20 protein-coding genes are annotated in these 21,785 nt (G+C 74.4%); 7 read left to right on the top strand and 13 right to left on the bottom strand.

Annotated features, from left to right (window positions below; translation table 11 throughout):
• Positions 1 to 6 precede the first annotated feature (6 nt).
• The 3 genes from AB0K34_RS28780 to AB0K34_RS28770 are packed head-to-tail and all read left to right on the top strand — an operon-like array spanning position 7 to position 2,971.
• A complete protein-coding gene (locus AB0K34_RS28780) occupies positions 7 to 687 on the top strand; it encodes an LppX_LprAFG lipoprotein (protein ID WP_301173985.1) in 681 nt (226 codons plus the stop codon).
• Between the two features lie 11 nt (positions 688 to 698).
• The gene (locus AB0K34_RS28775) at positions 699 to 2,309 is read left to right on the top strand and encodes an MFS transporter (protein WP_364552045.1); all 1,611 of its coding nucleotides are present in this window, start codon (positions 699 to 701) and stop codon (positions 2,307 to 2,309) included.
• 50 nt (positions 2,310 to 2,359) lie between these two features.
• Positions 2,360 to 2,971 carry a hypothetical protein gene (locus AB0K34_RS28770; RefSeq protein WP_364552042.1) on the top strand — a complete coding sequence of 204 codons (612 nt, stop codon included), beginning with the start codon at positions 2,360 to 2,362 and terminating at the stop codon, positions 2,969 to 2,971.
• Between the two features lie 20 nt (positions 2,972 to 2,991).
• Here AB0K34_RS28770 and AB0K34_RS28765 read toward each other — a convergent pair whose 3' ends face one another.
• The 7 genes from AB0K34_RS28765 to AB0K34_RS28735 form a co-directional block, all read right to left on the bottom strand.
• Positions 2,992 to 3,696 (bottom strand): 3-keto-5-aminohexanoate cleavage protein, encoded by a 705-nt coding sequence (locus tag AB0K34_RS28765; protein WP_364552039.1) that lies wholly within the window; start codon positions 3,694 to 3,696, stop codon positions 2,992 to 2,994.
• Between the two features lie 23 nt (positions 3,697 to 3,719).
• Positions 3,720 to 5,690 carry a hypothetical protein gene (locus AB0K34_RS28760; RefSeq protein ID WP_364552036.1) on the bottom strand — a complete coding sequence of 657 codons (1,971 nt, stop codon included), beginning with the start codon at positions 5,688 to 5,690 and terminating at the stop codon, positions 3,720 to 3,722.
• A gap of 36 nt (positions 5,691 to 5,726) precedes the next feature.
• Entirely contained in the window at positions 5,727 to 7,013 is a 1,287-nt protein-coding gene (locus AB0K34_RS28755; RefSeq protein WP_301173996.1) for an adenylosuccinate synthetase, read from the bottom strand.
• Entirely contained in the window at positions 7,010 to 7,981 is a 972-nt protein-coding gene (locus AB0K34_RS28750) for a hypothetical protein (RefSeq protein ID WP_138636008.1), read from the bottom strand. Before AB0K34_RS28750 ends, AB0K34_RS28755 begins: the two co-directional genes overlap by 4 nt.
• Before the next feature lie 14 nt (positions 7,982 to 7,995).
• Positions 7,996 to 9,021, bottom strand: coding sequence for a molecular chaperone DnaJ (locus tag AB0K34_RS28745; protein WP_301173990.1), 1,026 nt, complete (start codon positions 9,019 to 9,021; stop codon positions 7,996 to 7,998).
• Positions 9,018 to 9,851 carry an NUDIX domain-containing protein gene (locus AB0K34_RS28740; RefSeq protein WP_301173991.1) on the bottom strand — a complete coding sequence of 278 codons (834 nt, stop codon included), beginning with the start codon at positions 9,849 to 9,851 and terminating at the stop codon, positions 9,018 to 9,020. Before AB0K34_RS28740 ends, AB0K34_RS28745 begins: the two co-directional genes overlap by 4 nt.
• 180 nt (positions 9,852 to 10,031) lie before the next feature.
• Positions 10,032 to 11,996 carry an amino acid permease gene (locus AB0K34_RS28735; RefSeq protein WP_301173992.1) on the bottom strand — a complete coding sequence of 655 codons (1,965 nt, stop codon included), beginning with the start codon at positions 11,994 to 11,996 and terminating at the stop codon, positions 10,032 to 10,034.
• A 479-nt stretch (positions 11,997 to 12,475) separates the two neighbouring features.
• Here AB0K34_RS28735 and ggt point away from each other — a divergent pair, with 479 nt between their 5' ends.
• The 3 genes from ggt to AB0K34_RS28720 all read left to right on the top strand — a co-directional run bounded on the left by ggt (position 12,476) and on the right by AB0K34_RS28720 (position 15,731).
• Positions 12,476 to 14,344 carry a gamma-glutamyltransferase gene (gene ggt / locus AB0K34_RS28730; protein WP_364552031.1) on the top strand — a complete coding sequence of 623 codons (1,869 nt, stop codon included), beginning with the start codon at positions 12,476 to 12,478 and terminating at the stop codon, positions 14,342 to 14,344.
• A gap of 58 nt (positions 14,345 to 14,402) precedes the next feature.
• Positions 14,403 to 14,765 (top strand): divalent-cation tolerance protein CutA, encoded by a 363-nt coding sequence (gene cutA / locus AB0K34_RS28725; protein ID WP_138636011.1) that lies wholly within the window; start codon positions 14,403 to 14,405, stop codon positions 14,763 to 14,765.
• Between the two features lie 99 nt (positions 14,766 to 14,864).
• The gene (locus AB0K34_RS28720) at positions 14,865 to 15,731 is read left to right on the top strand and encodes an oxygenase MpaB family protein (protein ID WP_240807442.1); all 867 of its coding nucleotides are present in this window, start codon (positions 14,865 to 14,867) and stop codon (positions 15,729 to 15,731) included.
• Positions 15,732 to 15,766: 35 nt separating this feature from the next.
• On the opposite strand, the gene AB0K34_RS28715 is transcribed toward AB0K34_RS28720, so the two are convergent.
• Positions 15,767 to 17,311 carry a DHA2 family efflux MFS transporter permease subunit gene (locus tag AB0K34_RS28715; RefSeq protein ID WP_138636012.1) on the bottom strand — a complete coding sequence of 515 codons (1,545 nt, stop codon included), beginning with the start codon at positions 17,309 to 17,311 and terminating at the stop codon, positions 15,767 to 15,769.
• A gap of 115 nt (positions 17,312 to 17,426) precedes the next feature.
• Here AB0K34_RS28715 and AB0K34_RS28710 point away from each other — a divergent pair, with 115 nt between their 5' ends.
• The gene (locus AB0K34_RS28710) at positions 17,427 to 17,969 is read left to right on the top strand and encodes a MarR family winged helix-turn-helix transcriptional regulator (RefSeq protein WP_240807444.1); all 543 of its coding nucleotides are present in this window, start codon (positions 17,427 to 17,429) and stop codon (positions 17,967 to 17,969) included.
• On the opposite strand, the gene AB0K34_RS28705 is transcribed toward AB0K34_RS28710, so the two are convergent.
• From AB0K34_RS28705 to AB0K34_RS28685, 5 genes are all read right to left on the bottom strand, one after another.
• On the bottom strand, positions 17,970 to 18,269 hold the full coding sequence (locus AB0K34_RS28705) for a metal-sensitive transcriptional regulator (RefSeq protein ID WP_138636013.1): 300 nt from the start codon (positions 18,267 to 18,269) through the stop codon (positions 17,970 to 17,972). It abuts the gene before it with no gap.
• A gap of 87 nt (positions 18,270 to 18,356) precedes the next feature.
• The gene (locus AB0K34_RS28700; protein ID WP_138636014.1) at positions 18,357 to 18,947 is read right to left on the bottom strand and encodes a histidine phosphatase family protein; all 591 of its coding nucleotides are present in this window, start codon (positions 18,945 to 18,947) and stop codon (positions 18,357 to 18,359) included.
• A gap of 80 nt (positions 18,948 to 19,027) precedes the next feature.
• On the bottom strand, positions 19,028 to 20,143 hold the full coding sequence (gene ald, locus AB0K34_RS28695) for an alanine dehydrogenase (RefSeq protein ID WP_138636015.1): 1,116 nt from the start codon (positions 20,141 to 20,143) through the stop codon (positions 19,028 to 19,030).
• Positions 20,144 to 20,286: 143 nt separating this feature from the next.
• Positions 20,287 to 21,096, bottom strand: a complete 810-nt coding sequence (locus tag AB0K34_RS28690; RefSeq protein WP_138636016.1) for an SAM-dependent methyltransferase — start codon at positions 21,094 to 21,096, stop codon at positions 20,287 to 20,289.
• 135 nt (positions 21,097 to 21,231) lie between these two features.
• Positions 21,232 to 21,785, bottom strand: a 554-nt coding sequence (locus AB0K34_RS28685; RefSeq protein WP_364552024.1) for a glycerate kinase, incomplete at its 5' end; no start/stop codon positions are given.

Below are 21,785 nucleotides of genomic sequence, written 5' to 3'. Positions count from 1 at the left end.
CCGCGTATGTCGAGACGCATGGTCGCTCTTGTTCCGGTTCTGCTGGCGCTGGTGTTCGCCGGCGCGTGCGATGGCGGGTCGGATGAGCCGGCGAGGAAGGCGCAGTTCGACGCGGCGGGGACGCTGCGGGAGGCGGCGCGGGCGATGGGGGCGTTGAAGAGCGTCGGGTTCACGCTGGAGTCGGAGGGGAAGACGCCGGTCATCGTGAAGGGCGGCGATATGAAGCTGCTGCGGAGCGGGGACGCGGAGGGCACGCTGACGATCGAGCAGTCGGGCCAGAACGTGGAGATGAAGGTCGTCGCGGCGGGGGACAGCATCTTCTTGGACGCGGGGACGGGCGGGTGGCGGAAGTTGCCGAAGGCGCTGGCGTCGAGCGTGTACGACCCGTCTGCGGTGCTGGATCCGCAGCGGGGGATCCCGATGCTGTTGTCGTCGGCGGCGTCGCCGGAGCCGCAGGCGGTGGAGAAGGTGGACGGCGAGGAGGCGTACCGGGTGGGCGCGAAGCTGCCGAAGGCGCAGATCGCGGGGCTGATCCCGGGGATCACCGCGGACATGGACGGCCAGGTGTGGGTGGGTAAGGCCGATCACCGGCTGGTGAAGGTGCGGGGGGCGTTCCCGGACGGCGGCGCGGTGGTGATCGCGTTCACCGAGTTCGACGCCCCGTACAAGATCAGCGCGCCGAAGTAGGGCGGCCGGGGGTGAGGGTGCGGCGCCGGGTCGCGATCGGGGCGGGCGGCGCGGTGGTGCTGCTGGCCGCGCTGGACGCGTATGTGGTGACGACGGTCCTGGTGCCGATGGTCAAGGACGTCGGGGTCCCGATCAACCGGCTGGAGCGGGTGACGCCGGTCCTGACGGGGTTCCTGCTGGGGTATGTGGCGGCGATGCCGCTGCTCGGGCAGTTGTCGGACCGGTTCGGGCGGCGGCCGCTGCTGCAGGCGTGCCTGGTGTTCTTCGCGGTGGGGTCGGTGGTGACGGCGCTGGCGGGGGATGTGCCGGTGCTGACGGCGGGCCGGGTGGTGCAGGGCGTCGCGGGGGGTGCGCTGCTGCCGGTGACGATGGCGCTGGCCGGGGATCTGTGGGAGGAGCGCCAGCGGCCGGTGGTGCTGGGCGCGGTGGGGGCCGCGCAGGAGCTGGGGAGCGTGCTGGGCCCGCTGTACGGGGCGGGGGTCGCGGCCGTCCTGGACTGGCGGGCGATCTTCTGGATCAACGTGCCGCTGGTGGTCGTGGCGATGGTGGCGGTGCAGGTCGCGGTGCCGGGCGGGCGCGGGGAGGGGCCGCGGCCGCGGGTGGACGTGGTCGGCGGCCTGCTGCTGGCGCTGGGGCTGGGGCTGCTGGTGGCGGCGGTCTACAACCCGGAGCCGCAGGAGTCGGCGCTGCCGTCGTGGGGGCTCGCGGCGCTGGCGGCGGGCGCGGTGGTGCTGGCGGTGTTCGTCCTGTGGGAGGTCAGGTCGCGGACGCGGCTGCTGGACCTGTCGGGGGTGCGGCGCGGGCCGCTGCTGGCGACGCTGGGCGTGAGCCTGCTGTCGGGCGCGGCGCTGATGGTGACGCTGGTGGACGTGGTGCTGGTGGCGCAGACCGTCCTGCACAAGGACACCACCGAGGGCGCGCTGCTGCTGACGCGGTTCCTGGTGGCGCTGCCGGTCGCGGCGGTGGCCGGGGGGCTGCTCGCGCGGCGGGTGGGGGAGCGCTGGCCGATGGCGGCGGGCATGGCGGTGTCGGCGGTGGGCTACCTGCTGATCGCGGGCTGGCCTGCGGATCTGGCGAGCGCGTCGTACGGGCCGCTGCCGCGGATGGACGTCGATCTGGTGGTGACGGGCCTCGGCCTCGGCCTGGTGATCGCGCCGGTGTCGTCGGCGGTGCTGGCGTTCGTCCCGGCGGCGCAGCACGGTGTCGCGTCGGCGGCGGTGGTGGTCGCGCGGATGATGGGGATGCTGCTCGGGGTGTCGGCGCTGTCGGGCTGGGGGTTCTACCGGTTCCACGCGCTGACGGCCGATCTGAAGCCGCCGCTGCCGTTCCTGATGTCGAAGGACGAGTTCGCCCGGCAGATGGAGGTCTACAACGCGGCGCTGCGGGACGCGCTGCGCACCGAGTACCAGGAGATCTTCTGGATCACCGCCGGGATGTGCGTGCTCGGGGCGCTGCTGGCGCTGTCGGCGGGGCGCGGCGGACCGCCGCGTGAGGCGACCGGTCCGGAGGGTGGCCTAAATCGGTCATCAACGCGGCATATCGGGCGGGATACGGGAAATGATTCGGCCACCGGCGATGTGCCGATCAACGAACTCGGGAATATCCTCGGTATAGAAGGCTAAAGGCTGAGGGCCTCTTGCCGGGAGGGCGATCCCCGGGGAGGTGAACGCAGATGCGCGGGTCAGGCATCCGCCGCGCGAGCACGCCGGTGGTCAGGCTGCGCCGCCGGCTCGGTCTGGAGCGCAACGCGCTGCGCCGCCGGGTGGACCGCGTGCAGCGGCTGGTCGCGCTCGGGCTGCTCCTGCTGCTGCTCGGGACCGCGCCGCCGGTGGCGGCGCTGGCCGCGTCGTGGTCCTACGGTTCCGGCCTGAACGCCGAGCACGCCGAGCGCGCGAACCGGCACCAGGTGGTCGCGACCGTCACCTCGACCGGCGGCCTCGGCTCGTCCGGCGACCGCTACATCCACGAGACCGTCCAGGCGACCTGGCCGGGGGCGAACGGCAAGCCCCATGTCGGGACGCTGCCGGCGTGGAAGAACGCCAAGGTGGGCGCGCAGAGGACGATCTGGGTCGACCGCAACGCCGAGCCGACGGTGCGACCGCGCCCGCACAGCCGCACGGTGACCGACGCCGTGTACGCGGGCGCCGCGGCCGTCCTCGGCTGCGGGATCCCGGTGCTGAGCGCCTACGCCCTCGTCCGGCGCCGCTGCGACCGGCACCGCGACGCGATGTGGGAGGCCGACTGGGCCCGGCTCGACTCCGCGGGCCACAACCCACGATCGTGACCCGGTCCCGCTCCTGATCGTCAGGGCGCGAGGAGGGTGCGGGCCGTCTGCACGAGCACCGCGTTGTCACCGGCGGGGGAGCCGTCCGGGAGGGCGAGGGTGTCCTCCAGGCCGATCCGGACGTCAAGGTTGTGCCGGACGGCGAGGCGCAGCACCGGCCAGGCGCCGCCGTCCTCGCCGTGCAGCAGGATCGGCCGCGCGTGCCGGGTCCCGAGGGCGCGCAGGAGCGCCTTGGCCGTGTCGGGGGCGGTCGCCGGGTCGGTGTCGGTGACCTCGGCGAGGACGCGCAGCACGTGGTGGGCGTGCGGCCAGCGCAGGAACCGGTCGGCGCCGTCGGTGCCGGAGAACACGCCCGCCTCGATGGCGACGCCCCGCTCGAACAGCGCCTCGGCGACCAGGCCGGCCCCGTCCTCGTGGAAGTTCACCGACGCGTGGTCGGGCAGGACGGTCCACGCGCGGATCAGCGCGGCGCGCTCGGCCGGGTCGGGGGCCGTCCACTCGCCGGTGGTGACGCCGACCTTCACCGCCGGGGTGGCCGCGCGGACGGCGGTGACGGTCTCGGCGACGTGGAACGGGTCCAGGGTGTCGGCTCCCGCGTCGTCCTTCGGGTGCACGTGGGCGTCGTCGGCCCCCACGTCGACGGCGGCGCGGACCGCGGCGGCGACCTCCGCCGCGGAGACGGGAACGCCCTCCGTCCGGGGTCCGTTCGGGCAGACCTGGAGCATGCTCCGATTTTCTCAGGTGGGGGTCAGGGGGTGATGACGCAGGGTCCGCCTCCGCACACGTCCACGACCGTGCCGGTCTTCAGGAACTCCGCCTTCTGGCGCCGCGCGTCGGCGTTGTTGCGCGGGTCGGAGTGCGGGTCGCGGCCCTCGGTGGGCGGGGTGTTCGTCAGCGGCGGCACGGGGGAGCCGCTGTCCCAGACGACCATGGCGGAGCCGTCGTGGGACGCGCCGAACGCCGGGATGCCCCAGTACGGCACCTTGTCGGGGCTGCGGCCCGGCTGGACGGTCGGCGCGTGCACGCGGGCGCCGATCGTGCGGGCCTCGACCTCGGCGGCCACGGGCGCCACCTGGTGGTCGCCGAACGCCACGTGCATCAGCACCCGGTGCTTCGGCGTGTCGGGCAGCGGGTCGTCGGTCATGTGCTGGGCGTAGCCGTTGGCCTCGCCGCGGTCCCACAGCATCTGGATCAGCGCGAGGCCGATCTGCTGGTCGAGCCTGTCCGGGTAGAACAGGTCGAGGACCTGCGCGTACTGCGGGAAGTCGGCGCTGCGGTTCAGCAGCGTGCTGTAGTTCATCGCGGGGACGCCGAGGACGGCGCGGCGGAGGTCGGGGGACACGGCGGTGAGCGCGCCGCCCATGATCCCGCCCTGGCTGTTGCCGTCGTAGGTCAGCTCGGCCCCCGTGTCGATCACCGGCTTGCCGGCGCCGTTCTGGAACGCCTTGTGGCCGGCGAACCCGCGGGTCATGGCGCGGCCGAGGAAGGTGAAGTTCAGGAGGCTCTGCTGGAGGCGGTCGGCGACCGTCCGGAAGCGGGTGAGGTCGGCGAGCGCGGTGACGACGTTGGGGACGTCCTCGTCCGACATGCCGATCCACTTGGTCGCGCAGAACACGAACCCGTGCTCGGCCACCATCGCCTTGACGTTGCCCGCGTCGACCTCCCCCTCGCTGCCGAGGAGCCCGTGCCCGTAGAGGGCGGGCCGGGCCGGGGCGGTGAGCGCCGACGCCGGGATCTCGCACTGGAACGGGACGGCCTGGGAGTTGCCGGGCAGCTGCGAGGGCTGCCCGTCCCGGCCCCGGTGCAGGGACGCGCCGGGCAGGCCGCCGTACTGGTCGAGGTAGCTCGGCGCCCAGACGATCCCCTTCACCTCGCGGGCGATCTTGTCGTCCACGCCGTCGGTCACCTGCGTCACGAGGAACGACGGGGACCGGTCGCCGAGCTTGCGGAGCGCCTCGTCGCGCATGTGCAGCACGGGCCCGGCGAGGCTCTGCCGGCTCGCGACGGTGAAGTCCCAGGCGAGGTGGAGGCCGTCGCGGCCCACGCCGTTCGCCTGGAGCGCGGCGAGGGTCTTCCGCGCGGCCCGCTGCCGCGCCGCGAGCGGGTCGCCGGACGGCAGGTCCGCCCCGAGGATCTTGGCGAACGCCGCGTTCGGCCCGATCGGGTTCCCGGACGCGTCGCGCAGGTTCCGCAGCGCGACCGCGTAGTGGTGGCCCTCGCGGAAGTTCTTCGCCGGACGGACGATCAGCGCCTTCCGGTCATCGGGCGCGTTCGCGTCCAGCTCCGCCCAGTACGGCCAGCGCTCGCCGGTCGCGGTGTCCACGATGACGATCGGCGCGTCCGCGCGCAGCGACGCGCCGATGTCGGTGATCGGTGCGGCCCCGGTGCGGGCCAGGTCGACGCCGGGCACCCGGGCGAGCAGCGGGGAACCGGGGGAGAAGCCGTCCGCGCGGTTCCACTCGGCGGGCGCCACGGGCAGCCCCAGCGCGTTCTTGATCGTCGTCTGCAGGTGGACGCGGCGGCCCGTGGCGGTGCCGCCGTCCGGCACCGTGTACCAGTCGCTCGGGAACGGCAGCAGGCAGGCGGCGGGGTCGATCGGGTCGCAGCCGTCGCCGGTCCCGGCCGCGGCGGGCGGCGCCGGCGGGACGGTCAGCAGGGCGAGGGCCGCGGCGATCGCCGCGAGGGCCGCCAGGGTGCGCTGGGGGAGACGCACGTCCACCTCCGGATGATCGCGGCGTGTAGCGGGATCTTGGTCTCACCGGAGGCCGAGGTCAAGGGGCGTCCGAAGGTGGCCATCGCGTTTCGCGGCCCGTTTGGCGGCGGAGGTCGGCCCGTACGAGCGCAGCACGACCGGTGTCCCGAGCGCGTCCTCGACCGTCGCGACGGCGTCGCCGAGCGGCGCGTAGACGGGGCGGGCCCGCAGGAGGCGGCGGGTGAGGGCGGCCTGGCGGTCCAGGTCGGGCGGCCCGGTCTCCAGCCGCTCGACCCGCGCGCCGTCGATCTCGTACGCGCGCGCGACACGCAGATCGGGACGCGCCCCCGCGACGTCCAGATGCGTGACCGCCAGGCCGTCCGCGCCGCCCGCCGCGTCCAGCGCGTACCGGAGCGCGACGGCGTCGAGATGGCCGACCCGGAACGCGCCCTGCCACGGGCCCGTGCCGTTGTGCCGGTCGGGGAGGCCGGCGGTCAGCGCCGGGTCCTCGGTGACGAACGGGCCCGGCCCGTGCCGGGTCGCGTACGCGCGCAGCACCCCGAGCCGCGCCGCGGACGCGCCCGCCTCCGCCAGCAGCGTCTCGGCGTTGGCGAACGTCGTCGTCGACCAGGTCGTGTACGGGTGGAAGCCGTGCCACTCGTCCAGCAGGACGCCCTGCGCCCCCTCGAACACCGCCGTGCCGCCGCGCAGCGGGCCGTGCAGGTGATCGCCGCCGACGATCGCGACCCGCTCCCCGAACGCGGCGAAGGCGGCGGCGCAGGCGTCCACCTCCGGGACGCCGGGGCCGCCGGGGAACGCGTCGCGGTACCAGTCGCGGACGGCGGCCAGCCGGCGCCGCAGCCGCGCGGGCTCCAGGCAGTCGCCCGCGCGGGGCGCGTCGGCGTGCGCGAGCGCGTAGGACGCCGTCTCGCCGATGCCCATGCCGCACGACCCGTGCCGGGCCGCGCCGCGCGCGGTCTCCCGCGCGCGGTTGGCGGCCCGGTGGTACGGCGTCGTCAGCGGCGCGTCCCGGTCGACGGTGAGCCGGTCGAGCGCGTCGCCGACGCCGAGGGACCGCAGGTGGTCGGCCTCGGCGGCGAGGGCGAGCGGGTCGACCAGCATGAACCGCGACAGGTGCGTGCGCACGCCCGGCGTGAACGTCCCGGAGCCGAACTGGGCGAACGTGTGGTGCCGCCCGTCGCCGGCGACGACGTTGTGCGCCGCCTGCGCGCCGCCGTTGAACCGGACGACCACGTCCACGGGGCGGGTCGCGCAGAGGTGGTCGACGACCGTCCCCTTGCCCGCGTCCCCGAAGCCGAGGTCGACGACGATCACATGGTCCACGGTCAGAGCCGGGTCGTCGCGGACGGGCCGGAGGCGTCCAGTCCGGGCGGTGCGGCCGACACGGCGACCGGCGCGCGGGACGCCTCCAGCGGGGCGAGGGCCCGCGACACCGACGCGCCGGCGTCCGACCCGGCCTCGGCGAGGTGCTCCAGGCCCTCGCCGAGGTCGATGGCGTCCTCGGCGAGCCCGACGGTCAGTGCGATCGTCTCGCACACCGCGTCCAGGTCGTCCAGGTAGAGGACGTTCTGGCCGAGGAGCTCCCGCCAGAAGTCCGTCAGCTCCCGGCTGCCGGAGTGGTAGGCGCCCTCGGGGATGATGAAGTACACGTCGTACCTGCGCTGCAGCTCCCGGACGATCGCGGCGACCGGGACGTCCTCGTCCGGCTCCCCGCCGATGACCTTGGCGATCTCGCGCCGCTTCGCCTTCGGGTAGGCGAGCTCGTCGCCGATCATGAACAGGTAGCCGCGCTTCCCGCGCTTGTCGAAGCAGTCGATCGCGGTGTGCCGGGCCATGAAGTACATCGCCAGCTCGTACGACTCGCGCATCTGGCCGCCGCCCCCGCCTTCGAGCAGGATCTTGCCGAGGTCGTCGTCCATCCGGTTGTCGGCCTCGAACTGGCCGATCTGCAGCGGCGCCCGGTCGCAGGTGGCGTCGCCGACGGCGCCGAACAGGATGTGCGGGTGCTCGACGTAGCCCTTGCGCAGCAGCAGCCCGAGCAGGTCGGGGAGCTTGGTCTGCAGCGTCCGGGGGACCGTCCCCATCGACCCGGTCACGTCGAACAGCACGCCGATCGCGAGCGACTCGGGGTGGTCGGCGGAGTCCCGGCTCTCCCGGACGGTCACGCCGGACGGGTCGAGGTCGGGGTGGACGGCGGTGGCGCCGCCGTCGGAGTAGGCGAACGCGCTCGCGCCGGTGGACGCGCGGTAGCTCGCTCGGGCGGCGTAGACGTCGGTGGACCAGTGTCCGCTTCCCATGGCGGTCTTCTCCTTCAGCGGGGGGTGGGCAGGTGGAACGGGCGGAAGCGCCGCGGGCCGTAGAGCCGCTCCAGCAGCTCGTCCAGCTCGGCCAGCAGCCGCCAGGCGTCGGACGGGCGCCGGTTCTGCGCGGGCAGCGTGCAGCCGCGCGCGAACGAGCGCATCGCCGGGGGCGCCTTGTCGCCCATCAGGTGCGTCATGCACCGGGTGGCCATGAAGATGTCGGTGGCCGGGCTCGCCGGGCGCCGCCCCGGCACCTCCGGCGGGTACCAGCCGGCGTACCGGCCGACCATCGCGGGGACGCGCCCCGACCCGTCGACGTGCGCGTAGCAGCCGGGCACCGAGTGGCACCAGCCGGCGAGGACCAGGCCGTGCTCCTCCGGGTGGATCAGCACGTGCTCGGGGAGCACCGCGCCGTGCAGCACGCCCGCGCGGTGCGCGAACCCGAGCCCGACGAGCAGCCGCCGCCACATCCAGGCGGCGGCGCGCGGGTCAACGCCGTCCGGGAACGCCGCCCGGACCTCGGCCAGGCTGCGGAACCCGTCCAGCGCGTCGATCACGTTGACCTGCCGCTGGACTCCGGTGGCCGCGTCCCGGTGCCGGAACGACTCGACCAGGCGCGGGACGTAGGGCAGGAACTTGCCGTCGCCGTCCTTGGGGAGCTGGCGGAGCGCCACCGCCTCGCGCTCGATCAGGTCGCCGTCGCGCGGGTCGCGGGGCATCTTCAGCAGCACCTCGCGGCCGGTTCCGGTGCGGGCCGGGTACAGCTCCGCGAGGTCGCCGCCGATCGGGTCGCCGTGCAGCCGGTATGCGTGGCGGCGAGTGCTGATCAGGGTTCCGCCGGCGCTGTGGCGGGCCCGCCACAGGTCGTTCAGCCGGATGAACGCCTCGCGGGTGCGGCCGCCGGTCGCGTCCGGGTGGACGAGCCGCGCCAGCGCCCGGTAGCGCCGCGCCGCCTCCGCCTCGTCCGCGCCGAACAGGTCGGCCGGGACGCGCGCCCGGTCCAGCCGCGCCAGCGCGTCGTCCAGGGCCCGCGTCATCTGATCTCCTCCTCCCGGCTGGGCCGCAGCAGGGCGGGGTGCAGGAGGCGGGCGTCGCCGGCCCGGTAGAGCCGGGGGCGGGGCCCGCCGCGCCGGCCGCCGCGGTCGGAGGTGGCGCCGGTGCCCTCCACGAAGCCGGGCACCGACAGGACCTTCCGGTGGAAGTTGCCGGCGTGCAGCTCCTCGCCCCACACCGCCTCGTAGACCGAGCGCAGCTCCGGGATCGTGAACTCGCCGCCGCAGAAGGCCGTCGCGAGCGGGGTGTACTCCAGCTTCCCGCGCGCCCGCTCCAGGCCGTCGGCGAGGATCCGCGCGTGGTCGAACGCCAGCCTGCGGGTGGTGCCGGGGCGCTGGTCGCCGGACTCGGTGAGGCCGAGCGCGTCGACCGGGACCCACGCCGCGTCGGCCGCGTCGCCGTCGGCCTCCGGGTCGGGCAGCTCCGGCGCGAACGCCAGGTGGGCGACGGAGATGACGCGCATCCGCGGGTCGCGGCCGGGGGAGCCGTAGGTGCCGAGCTGCTCCAGGTGCACCCGGCCGAGGACGCCGCCCTTGGCGCTGAGCCCGGTCTCCTCGGCCAGCTCGCGGACGGCCGCGTCGGACAGGTCCTCGGCGTCGGCGCCCTGCAGCGGCCCGCCCGCCTGGACGAACCCGCCCGGCAGCGCCCACATGCCCGCGTACGGGGGGTGCCCGCGCCGGACCAGCAGGACGTGCAGGGCGCCGTCCCGGATGGTCAGCGCGACCACGTCCACCGTCACGGCGACCGGGTCGTAGTCGCGCGGGTCGTAGTCGGCGAGGAACGCTTCCTCGCCGCGCCTCGGTTCCGGGGTCATCCGCGGGCCTCCCGTCGGTTTCCGAGTGAGTAAGTCTCAGAGTGAGTTCATCTCGTATTGAGAAGAACATAGCCCGGACGGGGCCCGTTGTCCAGAGCGGGTGCCGAGACGCGGAGCGGGCGCCTCCCCCGGGTGGGGGGCGGCGCCCGCTGCGTTCGGCGGAACTTCACAAAGACGAAGTCAGCGGCGGTGCCGGCCGCCGGGCGGCTCCTCGTCGTGCTCCCCGTACTCGGCGGGGCCATACGGCCCGGACCCGTAGGGGCCGGACGTGTAGGGGTCCGGCCCGGTCCCGAACGGGTCGCCCGGCTGCCCGGGACCGTACGGCCCCGCGGGGTGCGGCCCGGACGGCCGCGCGAGGTCGTCCCGGTCGTAGCGCTCGGGCGGGCGGCCCCCGGCCGGGTGCGGGTCCCGGGAGAACTGGCCGCCCGGCTGCCGCGCGGTCGAGTACCGGCCCGTCGGGTAGGGGCTCTCCGGCGCCCCGGGCCGCCGCGCGCCGGGCTCGTACGGGGGCGCCCCGAACGGGCCGCTCTCGTACGGGCCGCTCTCGTAAGGAGCGTGCTCGGCCAGCCCGGCCGGGACCACGCCCGGCGGCAGCGCCCCGGGCGGCGGCGCGGCGCCCAGCGCGGCGGCGACCGAGCGGTCCGGCGGCGGCGCGTCCAGCAGCAGCTTCATCTGGCTCTTGCGGCGCCCGTAGAGCAGGTACAGCACGAGGCCGACCGCCATCCAGACGGCGAAGTACGCCCAGGTCTGGACCTTGAGGTTCAGCATCAGCCAGCCGACCGCGAGGATCGTCACGATCACCACCAGCGGCGCCGCCGGCATCCGGAACGGCCGGTGCAGGTCGGGCTGGGAGTGGCGCAGCGCGAGGACCGCGGCGGCGACGAACAGGAACGCGAACAGCGTGCCGATCACGACGAGCTGCTCCAGCGTCAGCACGTCGATGGTCTGCGACATGACGACCGCCGCGCCGCCGGCGAGCAGCGTGGCGCGGGAGGGCACCTTGTAGCGGCTCATCGCGGCGAGCGGGCGCGGCAGCAGCCCGTCCCGGGCCATCGAGAACACCACCCGGGTCAGGCTGATCATCACCACCAGGATGACGGTGGTCAGCGCGAGCACCGCGCCGACATCGACGATCTTGCCCATCGCGCCCGCGCCGGCCCCGTCGAACGCGGCGGCGAGCAGCAGCTTGTCGGGGTCGAGCTTGGCGAAGCCGTCCATCCCGACCATGCCGACCAGGGCGATCGCCACCGCCGCGTACAGCACGATCGCGGTGAGCAGGGCGGTGAGGATGCCGCGCGGCACCTTGCGGGGCGCGTCGTCGGTCTCCTCCGAGGCGGTCGCGATCAGGTCGAACCCGATGTAGGCGAACGCGATGGCGGGCGCCGCCGCGAACAGGCCCCACACGCCGAACACGTGCGGGGTGCCGCCGCCGAACGCGCCGAGCACGGCGTCCAGCACCGTCTGGTCGCCCTCCGGCGCGGGCTTGGCGGGCGGGACGAACGGGGTGAGGTTGCCGGCGTCGAAGAACTTCAGGCAGGTGGCGATGACGAGGCCGATGACGATGACCTTGGCCATCACCATGTACCACAGCGTCTTCAGGCTCAGCCGGCTGCCGGTGGCGAGCATCAGCACGACCAGCAGCAGGATACCGAGGGCCAGCACGTCCGGCCCCTTCACCTGGCCGATCAGGTCGCCGAGCGCACCGGGTATCGGCACCCCGAAGTCGTGCAGCGCCTGCGTGGCGTAGAGCGACCACACCCGCGCGAGCACCGACGCGGCCAGCAGCAGCTCCATGACCAGCGCCCAGCCGACGACCCACGCCCAGACCTCGCCGAACGCGACGTAGCTGAAGGAGTAGGCGCTGCCCGCCACCGGGATGATCGAGGACAGCTCGGCGAACGCCAGCGCGGCCAGCACGCAGACGCCGCCCGCGATGAGGAAGGAGACGAGCACGCCGGGGCCGGCGGTCGAGCTGGCCTGCTCTCCGGCGATCTTGAAGATGCCGGAGCCGATCATCACGCCGAGGCCGAGCACGACGAGGTCGCGGGTCCGGTAGACCACGCGGAGCCGGTGCCGCCCGCCGTAGAGCCGGCCGGTGGCCTGTTCCACCGGCAGCCGGCGGAACATGTTGTTGCGCATGCGCATGTCCCAGGTCCTAGGTTGTCCCGCCGGCCCGGGGGCCGGGCCGGGGGTGCTGAACCCGCGCCGCTGTTCGCGAGGTGATGGCTTGTCGAAGTCCCTAAGAATTCACCACGTATGGGGATAATCGCAACGTTTTCGTCGGGTCGGTTGTCGTCTCGTCGTTGTCGCATCCTGCCAAACCGCAGGTCCGCGACGTGCCGTGGCGGTGTCCGCACGCTCGGCGCTCGATTCCCGAATCCCTTTCTAATGGACCGTTCCGTGGCGAAAGGCCCTGATTTCTCAGGGGGAAAGCGCTTACGATCTTTCTCCGCGCCGCGTCCGGGCCCGGCCGGTGCGGACGGTGGCGCCCCGCGAAGATCGGTGGCACCGTAGGGACGCCGCGTTCGACTGGAGGTCCGGTGTTCCGCTCCCCATCGCCCTCGAAGCCGTCCGATCCCGCCCAGCCCGCCGACCCCGTACGGCCGTCCGGTCCCGTGCGGCCGGTGCGCGTGCGCGTCCGGCGCCGCACGCCGCTCGCCGCCGCGCTCACCGCCGTGCTGACCGCCGCCGCGGCGCTGACCGTGCCGGGCGCCGCCGTCGCCGCGCCCGTCCCCGCGCCGGGCCCGCACGCCGGGCCGCCGCAGAAGCCGGTCAAACAGCCGGTCGCCACCGGCTACGGCGGCGCCGTGTCGACCGTCGACCTCGACGCCAGCAAGGCGGCCCTGGACGTCCTCAAGCACGGCGGCAACGCGATGGACGCGGCCGTCGCCGCCGGTGCCGCGCTCGGCGTCACCGAGCCGTACGTCTCCGCGATCGGAGGCGGCGGCTACATCACCTACTACGACGCGCGCACACGCAGCGTCCACGCCATCGACGGCCGCGAGTTCGCGCCCGCGCGGATGAAGGAGGACTCCTTCATCGACCCGGCGACGGGCAAGCCGCTCCCGTTCGACCGGGCCGTCACCAGCGGGCTCGGCGTCGGCGTGCCCGGCACCCTCGCCCAGTGGGACCTCGCGCTGCGCCGGTTCGGCAGCCGCGACCTCGGCGCCCTGCTGCGCCCGGCGATCAGGCTCGCCGACCGCGGCTTCGTCGTCGACCGGGAGTTCCACGACCAGACGGCGGTCAACGAGGCGCGCTTCCGCGACATCGTCCCCACCCGGAAGCTGTTCCTGCCCGGCGGGAAGGTGCCCGAGGTCGGCTCGGTGTTCCGCAACCCCGACCTCGCCGACACCTACCGGCAGCTCGCGAAGCGCGGCACCGGCTGGTTCTACGAGGGCGGGCTCGGCAAGGAGATCGCCCGGACCGTCGCGCGGCCGCCCGTCGACCCCGCGGCGAGCCGCACCGTGCGCCCCGGGCTGATGGAGCCCGCCGACCTCGCCGCCTACCGCGCGGTGCCGCGCCGGCCCACCCACGTCCCCTACCGGGGGATGGACGTGTACGGCATGCCGCCGTCGTCGTCCGGCGGCTCCACGGTGGGGGAGGCGCTCAACATCCTGGGCAACTTCCGCCTCGACGCCCGCGACCCCGTCACCGCCCTGCACTACTACCTGGAGGCGTCCAAGCTCGCCTACGCCGACCGCGGCCGCTACGTGGGCGACGCCGACAAGGTGGACGTGCCGCTGGACGAGCTGCTGTCCACCGGGTTCGCCCGCGAGCGCGCCTGCCTGATCGCGCTGGACCGGGCCGCGCCCGCGCCCGTCGCGCCCGGCTCCCCGGACGGGAGCTACGCGCCGTGCGTCCCGCCCGGCACCCAGACCCGCGCGCTGGCGTTCGAGGGCCCGCAGACCACCCACCTCGTCACCGCCGACAAGTGGGGGAACGTCGCGTCCTACACGGTGTCGATCGAGCAGTTCGGCGGCAGCGGCATCACCGTCCCCGGCCGGGGCTTCCTGCTCAACAACGAGCTGACCGACTTCTCCTTCCAGCCGCCGGCGCCGGGCCGGGCGCCCGACCCGAACCTGCCGGGGCCGCGCAAGCGCCCGCGCAGCAGCATGTCCCCGACGCTCGTGCTCGAGGACGGCCGGCCGCGGCTCGCGCTCGGCACGCCCGGCGGGTCGACGATCATCACGACCGTGCTGCAGATCCTGGTGAACCGCATCGACCTCGGCATGGACCTGCCCACCGCCCTGGCCGCGCCCCGCGCGACGCAGCGCAACACCCCCTACGTCTACGCCGAGCCCGCGTTCATCGACCGGTACGGCCGCGACCTCGCCGCGCGGGGCCACCGCCTGGAGCCGTTCCCCGGCCCGCCGGCGGGCGTGATCGGCGCCGCGACCGGGCTGGAGTTCCTGCGGCCCGGCCTCGTGCAGGCGGTGGCGGAGCCGGCGCGGCGGGGCGGCGGCAGCGCGCTGGTCGTCCGGCCGGCCCGGTGACCGCCGCGCGGCCGGAACGCGGGGCGTGCGCGGGCGGCGAGCGGGAAGGAGTCGTGCCATGGCGCACTCTTACGTGCAGGTGACGACCACGACCGACTCCCGCGCCGAGGCCGCCGAGCTGGCCCGGTCGGCGGTCGCCGAGCGGCTCGCCGCCTGCGCCCAGCTGGTCGGCCCGATCGCGAGCACCTACTGGTGGGAGGGCGAGATCGAGTCGGCGGAGGAGTGGATGGTGCTGTTCAAGACCTCCGCCGACCGCTTCGACGAGCTGGCGTCGCTGATCACCGAGGGCCACTCCTACGACACCCCGGAGATCATCGCGACGCCGGTGGTGGCGGGCAGCATGGACTACCTCGCCTGGATCACCGAGCAGACCGAGCCCGGCGCGCGCGACGAGGCCGTCGAGGACCCCGCCGACGACTGACCGCTGGACCGTGTGACCTGCGCCATGGCAGGGTAAGTTCTTGTTTACCCTGGCCGCGGGTGTGCTCCCGGGCCGCGGCGGGACGGAAAGGCGGTCGACGTGCGCGAACTGGGCGAGGTGGGAACCGACCACGGGCTGTTCGGGCCGGGCTCGGTGACCTGGCGTGTCATGGGCGAGCCCGTGCTGCTGGTCGGCGGGATCCGGGCGCTGCTGCTGCAGGCCCTGCATCCGCGCTCCATGTGGGGGACCGCGCAGAACTCCGAGCTGATGGACCCCGCCGCCGCGTGGGCGCGGCTGACCCGGACGGTCGAGTTCGTCCGCGTCCGCACCTACGGGACGGAGGAGGAGGTCGAGCGGGTGGGCCGCCGCGTCCGCCGGCTGCACTCCAAGCTGACCGGGCTCGACATGCGCACCGGCGAGACGTTCCCGATCGACGACCCGGAGAACCTGCTCTGGGTCCACCTGGGCGAGGTCGACTCCTACCTCGACGTGGCGCGCCGCGCCGGCGTCCCGCTGACCGCCGAGGAGGCCGACACCTTCGTGGACGAGCAGCGCCGCGCCGCCGCCGTGGTCGGGCTCGACCCGGCGGACGTGCCCGGCACGGTCGCGGAGATGCGCGACTACTACGAGGAGATGCGGCGCCGGATCTGGGCGTGCCGGGAGGCCCGCGAGGGGCTGCGCCGGATGTTCAGCCCGGCCGTCCCGCGGAACCTGCTGCCGCTGAAGCTCGCCGCGCCCGCGATCGGCACGCTGACCGTCGCGACGCTGCCGCGCTGGGCGCGCCGCATGTACGGGCTGCCCGGGCTGCCGACGTCCGACCTGGCGGCGACGCTGACGCTGAAGGGCCTGTACCGCACCTCGCACGTCGTCCCGGAGCGGTACCGGTACTCGCCGGACGCCCGGCGTGCCAAGCAGCTCACGCGCGAGCACGAGGCGGGCCTGGCCACCTGGTCCATCGCGTCCTGACGGCTCCGGCCGCGCCCTGACCGGTCGCCGGGGCGTCAGCCCATGGGCGGCGGCGCGCCCGCGCCGCCCTTCTCCGCGTCCTCCTCGGCATGGGCGCCGTGGCGCGGCAGCAGCAGCGCGGGGACGATCAGCAGCGCGGTGAGGATCAGTGCGACCCAGAACGTGCTGCCGAACGCGTCGGCGAGCTGCGGCGCGAGCCGCTCGCGGACCTGCGCGGGGATCGTGCCGACGCCGCCACCGCCGCCGCCCGCCTGCGGGATCCGGTCGCTGATCTCGCGGGACAGGATGACGGCCAGCAGCGCGGTCCCGACCGATCCGCCGAGCTGCATGATGATGTTCAGCGAGCTGCTGGCCCGCGACACCGCCTCGCGGCGGAGCGTCGTGAGCGCGGCCGACATCGTCGGCATCATCGTGCAGCCGAGGCCGAGGCCGCGCACGATGAGCGCGCCGCCGAGCAGCCAGTAGGACGTGCCCGCGTCCACCAGGGCGAACGGGATGGTGCCGAGCACCAGCAGCACGATGCCGACGGGGACGATCCGCCCGGCCCCGAACCGGTCGGTGACCACCCCGGCCAGCGGCATCGCGATCGCCGCGCCGACGCCCTGCGGGGCCAGCAGCAGGCCGGCGGCGAACGCGCCCTCGCCGTGCGCGGTCTGGTAGAAGAGCGGGATCAGCAGCATCGAGCCCATCAGCGCGATGCCGACGAGGAAGACCGCGACGGACGCGGTGGCGAACGTCCGGTCGGCGAACAGCCGCACGTCGATCAGCGAGCGCTCGCGGCGGCGCAGGCTGTGCAGCACGAACAGCGCCACCAGGACGGCGCCGGCGGCGAGCCAGCCGAGCGTGGTGGCGTTGCCGAAGCCGCCCTCCTTGCTCGCGGTGGACAGCCCGTAGATCAGCAGCGCGAACCCGGGCGGCAGCAGGGCCAGCCCGCGCAGGTCGAGCGCCGACTCGCCGTCGCCGCCGTGGCCGTGCGGCACCTTCCACCAGGCCAGCGCGAAGGCCAGCAGGCCGACCGGGACGTTGACGAAGAAGATCCAGCGCCAGTCGACGTCCTCGACCAGCCAGCCGCCGAGCACCGGGCCGAGGACGGGGCCGAGCAGCATCGGGACGCCGACGATGCTCATGATCCGGCCGAGCCGGCGCGGGCCGGCCGCCATCGTCAGGATGGCCATGCCGGTCGGCATCAGCATGCCGCCGCCGAGTCCCTGCACCACCCGGAAGACGATCAGCGACCCGATGTCCCACGCCGCGCCGGACAGCACCGACCCGGTCACGAACAGCACGATCGAGGTCAGCCACACGCGCCGCCCGCCGAACCGGTCGACGGCCCAGCCGGTGAGCGGGATGACGCTGCCCATGGCCAGCAGGTAGCCGGTGATGACCCACTGGATGGTGGACAGGTCGGTGGCGAAGTCGCGGCCGAGCGTCTCCAGCGCCACGTTGACGATCGTGGTGTCCAGGATCGCCATCACGGTGCCGGCCACGATCACGAGGCCGAGCACGATGGTCTGCCGGTCGAGCCGTTCGCCGCCGGGGCTGCCCGGCGGGGCCACCTTGGTGGACGGGCTTTCGGCCATGGTCGTCCCCCTTGCCTGAAGGTCCGGTACCCCCGAGTCCCCCGAACGCAAGATGTGAAACACCTTGAAGTTCAACATTTTGCAGTGCATCACGAAATGTGTTGAACTTCAAGGTATGTCCGAGGATCGCTTCTCCACCGACGCGCCCATCGACGCCGACCTGGAGACGATGGTCCAGCTCGTCACCCGGATGGTGCGCGGGATGAAGGGCGGGCACGGCGGGGCCGACGACCTCATCGAGCGGGTGCGGAAGGCCGGGCTCGGCCCCCGGCACGTGCCCGCGCTGATGCACCTCGTCCTGCACGGCCCGGCGCCCGTGGGCGTCCTCGCCCGGCGCATGGCGCTCAGCCCCGCCACGGTCAGCCAGCTCGTCGGGGAGCTGCAGCGCGGCGGCTTCGTCGAGCGGCGCCCGGACGAGCGCGACCGCCGGCGCATGATCGTCAGCCTGGGGGAGCCGCACCGCGCGGTGGTCGAGCGGTTCGCCCGGCGCCGGCTGAGCCCGCTGCGGGCGACGCTGGAGGCGCTGGCCCCGGACGAGCGGGCGGCCTTCCTGCACGGCTGGCGCGTCCTCGTCGAGAACCTGGAGGCGCACGGCCCGGCGGCCGGGACCGCCGAGACGGCCTGCGGGTGCCCGGGCGGTCACCGCCCGGGCCCGTGATCAGCCGCGGCGCATGAGCCGCCCGACGGCCGCCATCAGCTCGGTGGACATCGCGTCGCCCTTGCCCTCCTCGGCGCCCTCGGCCACGCAGTGCCGGACGTGCCCGTCCAGCAGCCCGAGCGCCACCTTGTCCAGCGCGGCCTGCACGGCGCTGATCTGGGTCAGGATGTCGATGCAGTAGCGGTCGTCCGCGACCATCCGGTCGATGCCGCGCACCTGGCCCTCGATCCGGGCCAGCCGGGTCTGCAGCTGGTCCTTGGTGGCGGTGTACCCGCGGGTGGGGGTCTCGCTGGTCGCCATTACCGTCCTCCGCAATCCTTCCGAGGGCGCACGCCCGGGTACCCCTGGGGGACATCCCCCAACAGGTACCTTATGCGCTGGCGGGGACTACGGCGCCGGGACGTTCCAGGCGCTGACGACCGGCTGGCCGTGCTCGGTGCCGAGCGCCGACAGCGTCCCGGTGCCGAGCGCGAACAGCCGCCCGAGGGCGGACTCCAGACCGAGCCGCCGCGCCGTCAGGACCCGCAGGAAGTGGCCGTGCGCGACGAGCACCACGTCGCCGTCCGCGAGCGACGGCTCCGCCTCGGCCAGCACCGCGTCCGCGCGTGCGCCGACCTGCTCGACGGTCTCGCCCGGATGGTCGGCGTCGCCGGGGACCACCCCGTCGTCCCACAGGAACCAGCCGGGCCGGCCCTCGCGGATCTCGGCCGAGGTAATCCCCTCGTAGCCTCCGTAGTCCCACTCCCACAGGTCGGGGTCGGTCTCGGCCGCCGTGAGCCCGGCCAGCTCCGCCGTCCGCCGCGCGCGCCGCGCCGGGCTGACGAGCGTCCGCGCGATCCGGCGCTCCTTCAGCGCCCCGCGCAGCGCCCGCGCCTGCTCCTCGCCCCGCGCGGTCAGCGGCACGTCCGTCAGCCCCGTATGCCGCCGCGCCCGGCTCCACTCCGTCTCCCCGTGCCGCACCAGCACCAGTTCGCCCATGGGGAACGGTCTACCCGGCGGGACGGCGCCCCGGAACCCCCGGCCGAGGGAACGGGCGGGGGAGAGAGTGGGGAGCCGGGTCAGTCGAGGAGGGAGGAGAGGGGCGTCCACGGCATCCCGTGCGCCTCGGCGACGTGGTCGTAGACCAGCTCGCCGGCGTGCACGTTGAGGCCGCGGGCCAGGGCGCCGTTCTCCCGCAGGGCGCGGTGCCAGCCCTTGTCGGCGATCTGGACGGCGTAGGGCAGTGTGACGCCGGTGAGTGCGTAGGTGGAGGTGTTCGGAACCGAGCCCGGCATGTTCGCGACGCAGTAGAAGATCGACTGGTGCACCCGGTAGGTCGGGTCGGCGTGCGTGGTGGGCCGGGAGTCCTCGAAGCAGCCGCCCTGGTCGATGGCGATGTCCACCAGCACGGACCCGGCCTTCATGCCCGCGACGAGGTCGTTGGAGATCAGCTTCGGCGCCCGCGCGCCGGGGATCAGCACGGCGCCGATCACGAGGTCGGCGGCGCGCGCCTCCCGCTCGACCGTGTAGGCGCTGGACACGAGGGTCCGCAGCCGACCCTGGTAGATGGCGTCGATGTGGCGGAGGCGGTCGACGTTCACGTCCAGGACCGTCACGTCCGCGCCCATCCCGACGGCGATCTGCGCGGCGTTGAGGCCGGACACGCCGCCGCCGATGACGACGACCCTGGCCGGGGCGACGCCGGGCACGCCGCCCGGCAGCACGCCGCGCCCGCCGTTGGACGCCATCAGGTTGTAGGCGCCGACCTGCGGCGCGAGCCGCCCGGCGACCTCCGACATCGGAGCGAGCAGCGGCAGCGAGCGGTCGGGCAGCTGGACGGTCTCGTAGGCGATCGCGGTGACGCCGGCCGCCAGCAGCGCGTCGGTGCACTCGCGGGACGCGGCCAGGTGCAGGTAGGTGAACAGCACCTGGCCGGCGCGCAGCCGCGGGTACTCGGCCGCCACCGGCTCCTTGACCTTGAGGATCAGGTCGCCCTCGGCCCAGACCTCGTCCGGGCCGTCCACGATCTTGGCGCCCGCGGCGGCGTACTCCTCGTCCGGGATCGCCGACCCGCGGCCGGCGCCCCGCTCGACGAACACCTCGTGGCCGTGCCGGGTCAGCTCGTGCACGCCCGCCGGGGTGCTCGCCACCCGGTACTCGTGGTTCTTGATCTCTCGCGGCACACCGATCTTCACCGGGGGGCTCCTCCGTCAACGCTGACCAGGACCTGCGCCTCCAGCGTGCGGTCCGGAGGACGCCTCCGGCTACGAGCAGTGTGTCAAGGCATCGTCGCTTCCGGTGACACTCTGTAAAGCAGCCCTGGCGGCGGCCCGGCCGGTCACGGCTTGCGGGCGATGCCCCCGTACATCAGGCGCTGGCCGACGGTCAGCTCGTCCGGGACGTCCCCGTCGGGCCGCCACAGCGGCAGCGGGACGACGCCCGGGTCGAGCAGCTCCAGGCCGTCGAAGTAGCGGGTGATCTCCTCGGGCGTGCGGAACCGCCCGGTGCCGAGCAGCCCCTGGTACTGCTGCTCGGCGTCGACCGCCTCCTGGCTGGACGCGCAGAAGCTCGTGACGAACAGGTGGCTGCCGGACGGCACCGCGTCCATCAGCGTCTCGACCACGCCCTGCGGGTCCTCGTCGTCGTGCAGGTGGTGCAGGATGCCGACCAGCATGACGCCGACCGGCCGGTCGAAGTCGATCAGCCGCCGGACGTCCTCGTGCGCGAGGATCTTCGCCGGCTCGCGGACGTCGGCGGTGATCACCGTGGTGTCGGCGTTCTCGGCCAGCAGCGCCCGCCCGTGCGCGAGGACGATCGGGTCGTTGTCGACGTAGACCACCCGCGCGCCCGGCGCGACCGCCTGCGCGACCTGGTGGGTGTTCTGCACGGTCGGCAGCCCGGAGCCGAGGTCGAGGAACTGCCGCAGGCCCGCCTCCTCGGCCAGGTACCGCACGCCGCGGCCGAGGATGCCCCGGTTGTAGGCGGCGACGTCGTAGATCTCCGGGACGATCTTCACGATCTCGGCCACGAAGGCCCGGTCGACCTCGAAGTTGTCCTTGCCCCGCAGCACCACGTCGTAGGTCCGAGCGATGCTCGGCTTGGTGGTGTCGATCCCCAGGGACGCCCAGTCGTACTGATCTTCGGCCATGCCGTGCCCGCCTCGTGCCGCTGTTGAGTTCTCGCGCTGCCTGTGAGACCCGAGGGTCCGCCGCTGGCCAGGAGCGTAGGCGACCGATCACCTCCGCCGCCACGAAAGCGGTGAATGTTCACCGAAGTGATGCGGTCACGGACGGACGGGGAGCCACTCGTCGGCGATCGCGACCGTCAGCTGCTCCAGCAGCGGCCCCGCCCTCCGGACGCGGCGCTCCTCGTCGGGCTCGATGTCGGCCAGCGCGTACGCGGCCTGGATGCGCGCCTTGCGGAGCTGCTCGCCGGTGAGCCCGCGCCGCCCGGCGACCGCGATGACCGGCGCGCCGGCGCGGGCGGCGGCCCGCGCCACCCCGATCGGCGCGGAGCCGCGCAGCGACCGGGTGTCCAGGACGCCCTCGCCGGTGACGACGAGCCGGGCGCCGCGGGCCCGCTCGGCGAAGCCCAGCAGGTCGAGGAGCAGGGCCGGACCCGGCTCGATTGTCGCGCCGAGGAAGGTGAGCGCGGCGAACCCGACGCCGCCGGACGTCCCGGCGCCGGGCAGGTCGCGGGCCGTCCGGCGGGCGGCCGCCTCCGCGAGGTCGGCCCAGCGGCGCAGCCCCGCGTCCAGCACCCGCACCTCCTCGCGGCCGGCGTGGAGGCGATCCGCCGGCGCGCCCCGCAGGTGGACCCGCTCCCCGGGTCCCTGGA

It is taken from the genome of Actinomadura sp. NPDC049382 (assembly GCF_040677125.1).
GTDB lineage: Bacteria > Actinomycetota > Actinomycetes > Streptosporangiales > Streptosporangiaceae > Spirillospora > Spirillospora geliboluensis.
The sequence above is the reverse complement of the archived record's forward strand: the minus strand, read 5'-3'. Positions and strand labels throughout refer to the sequence as shown.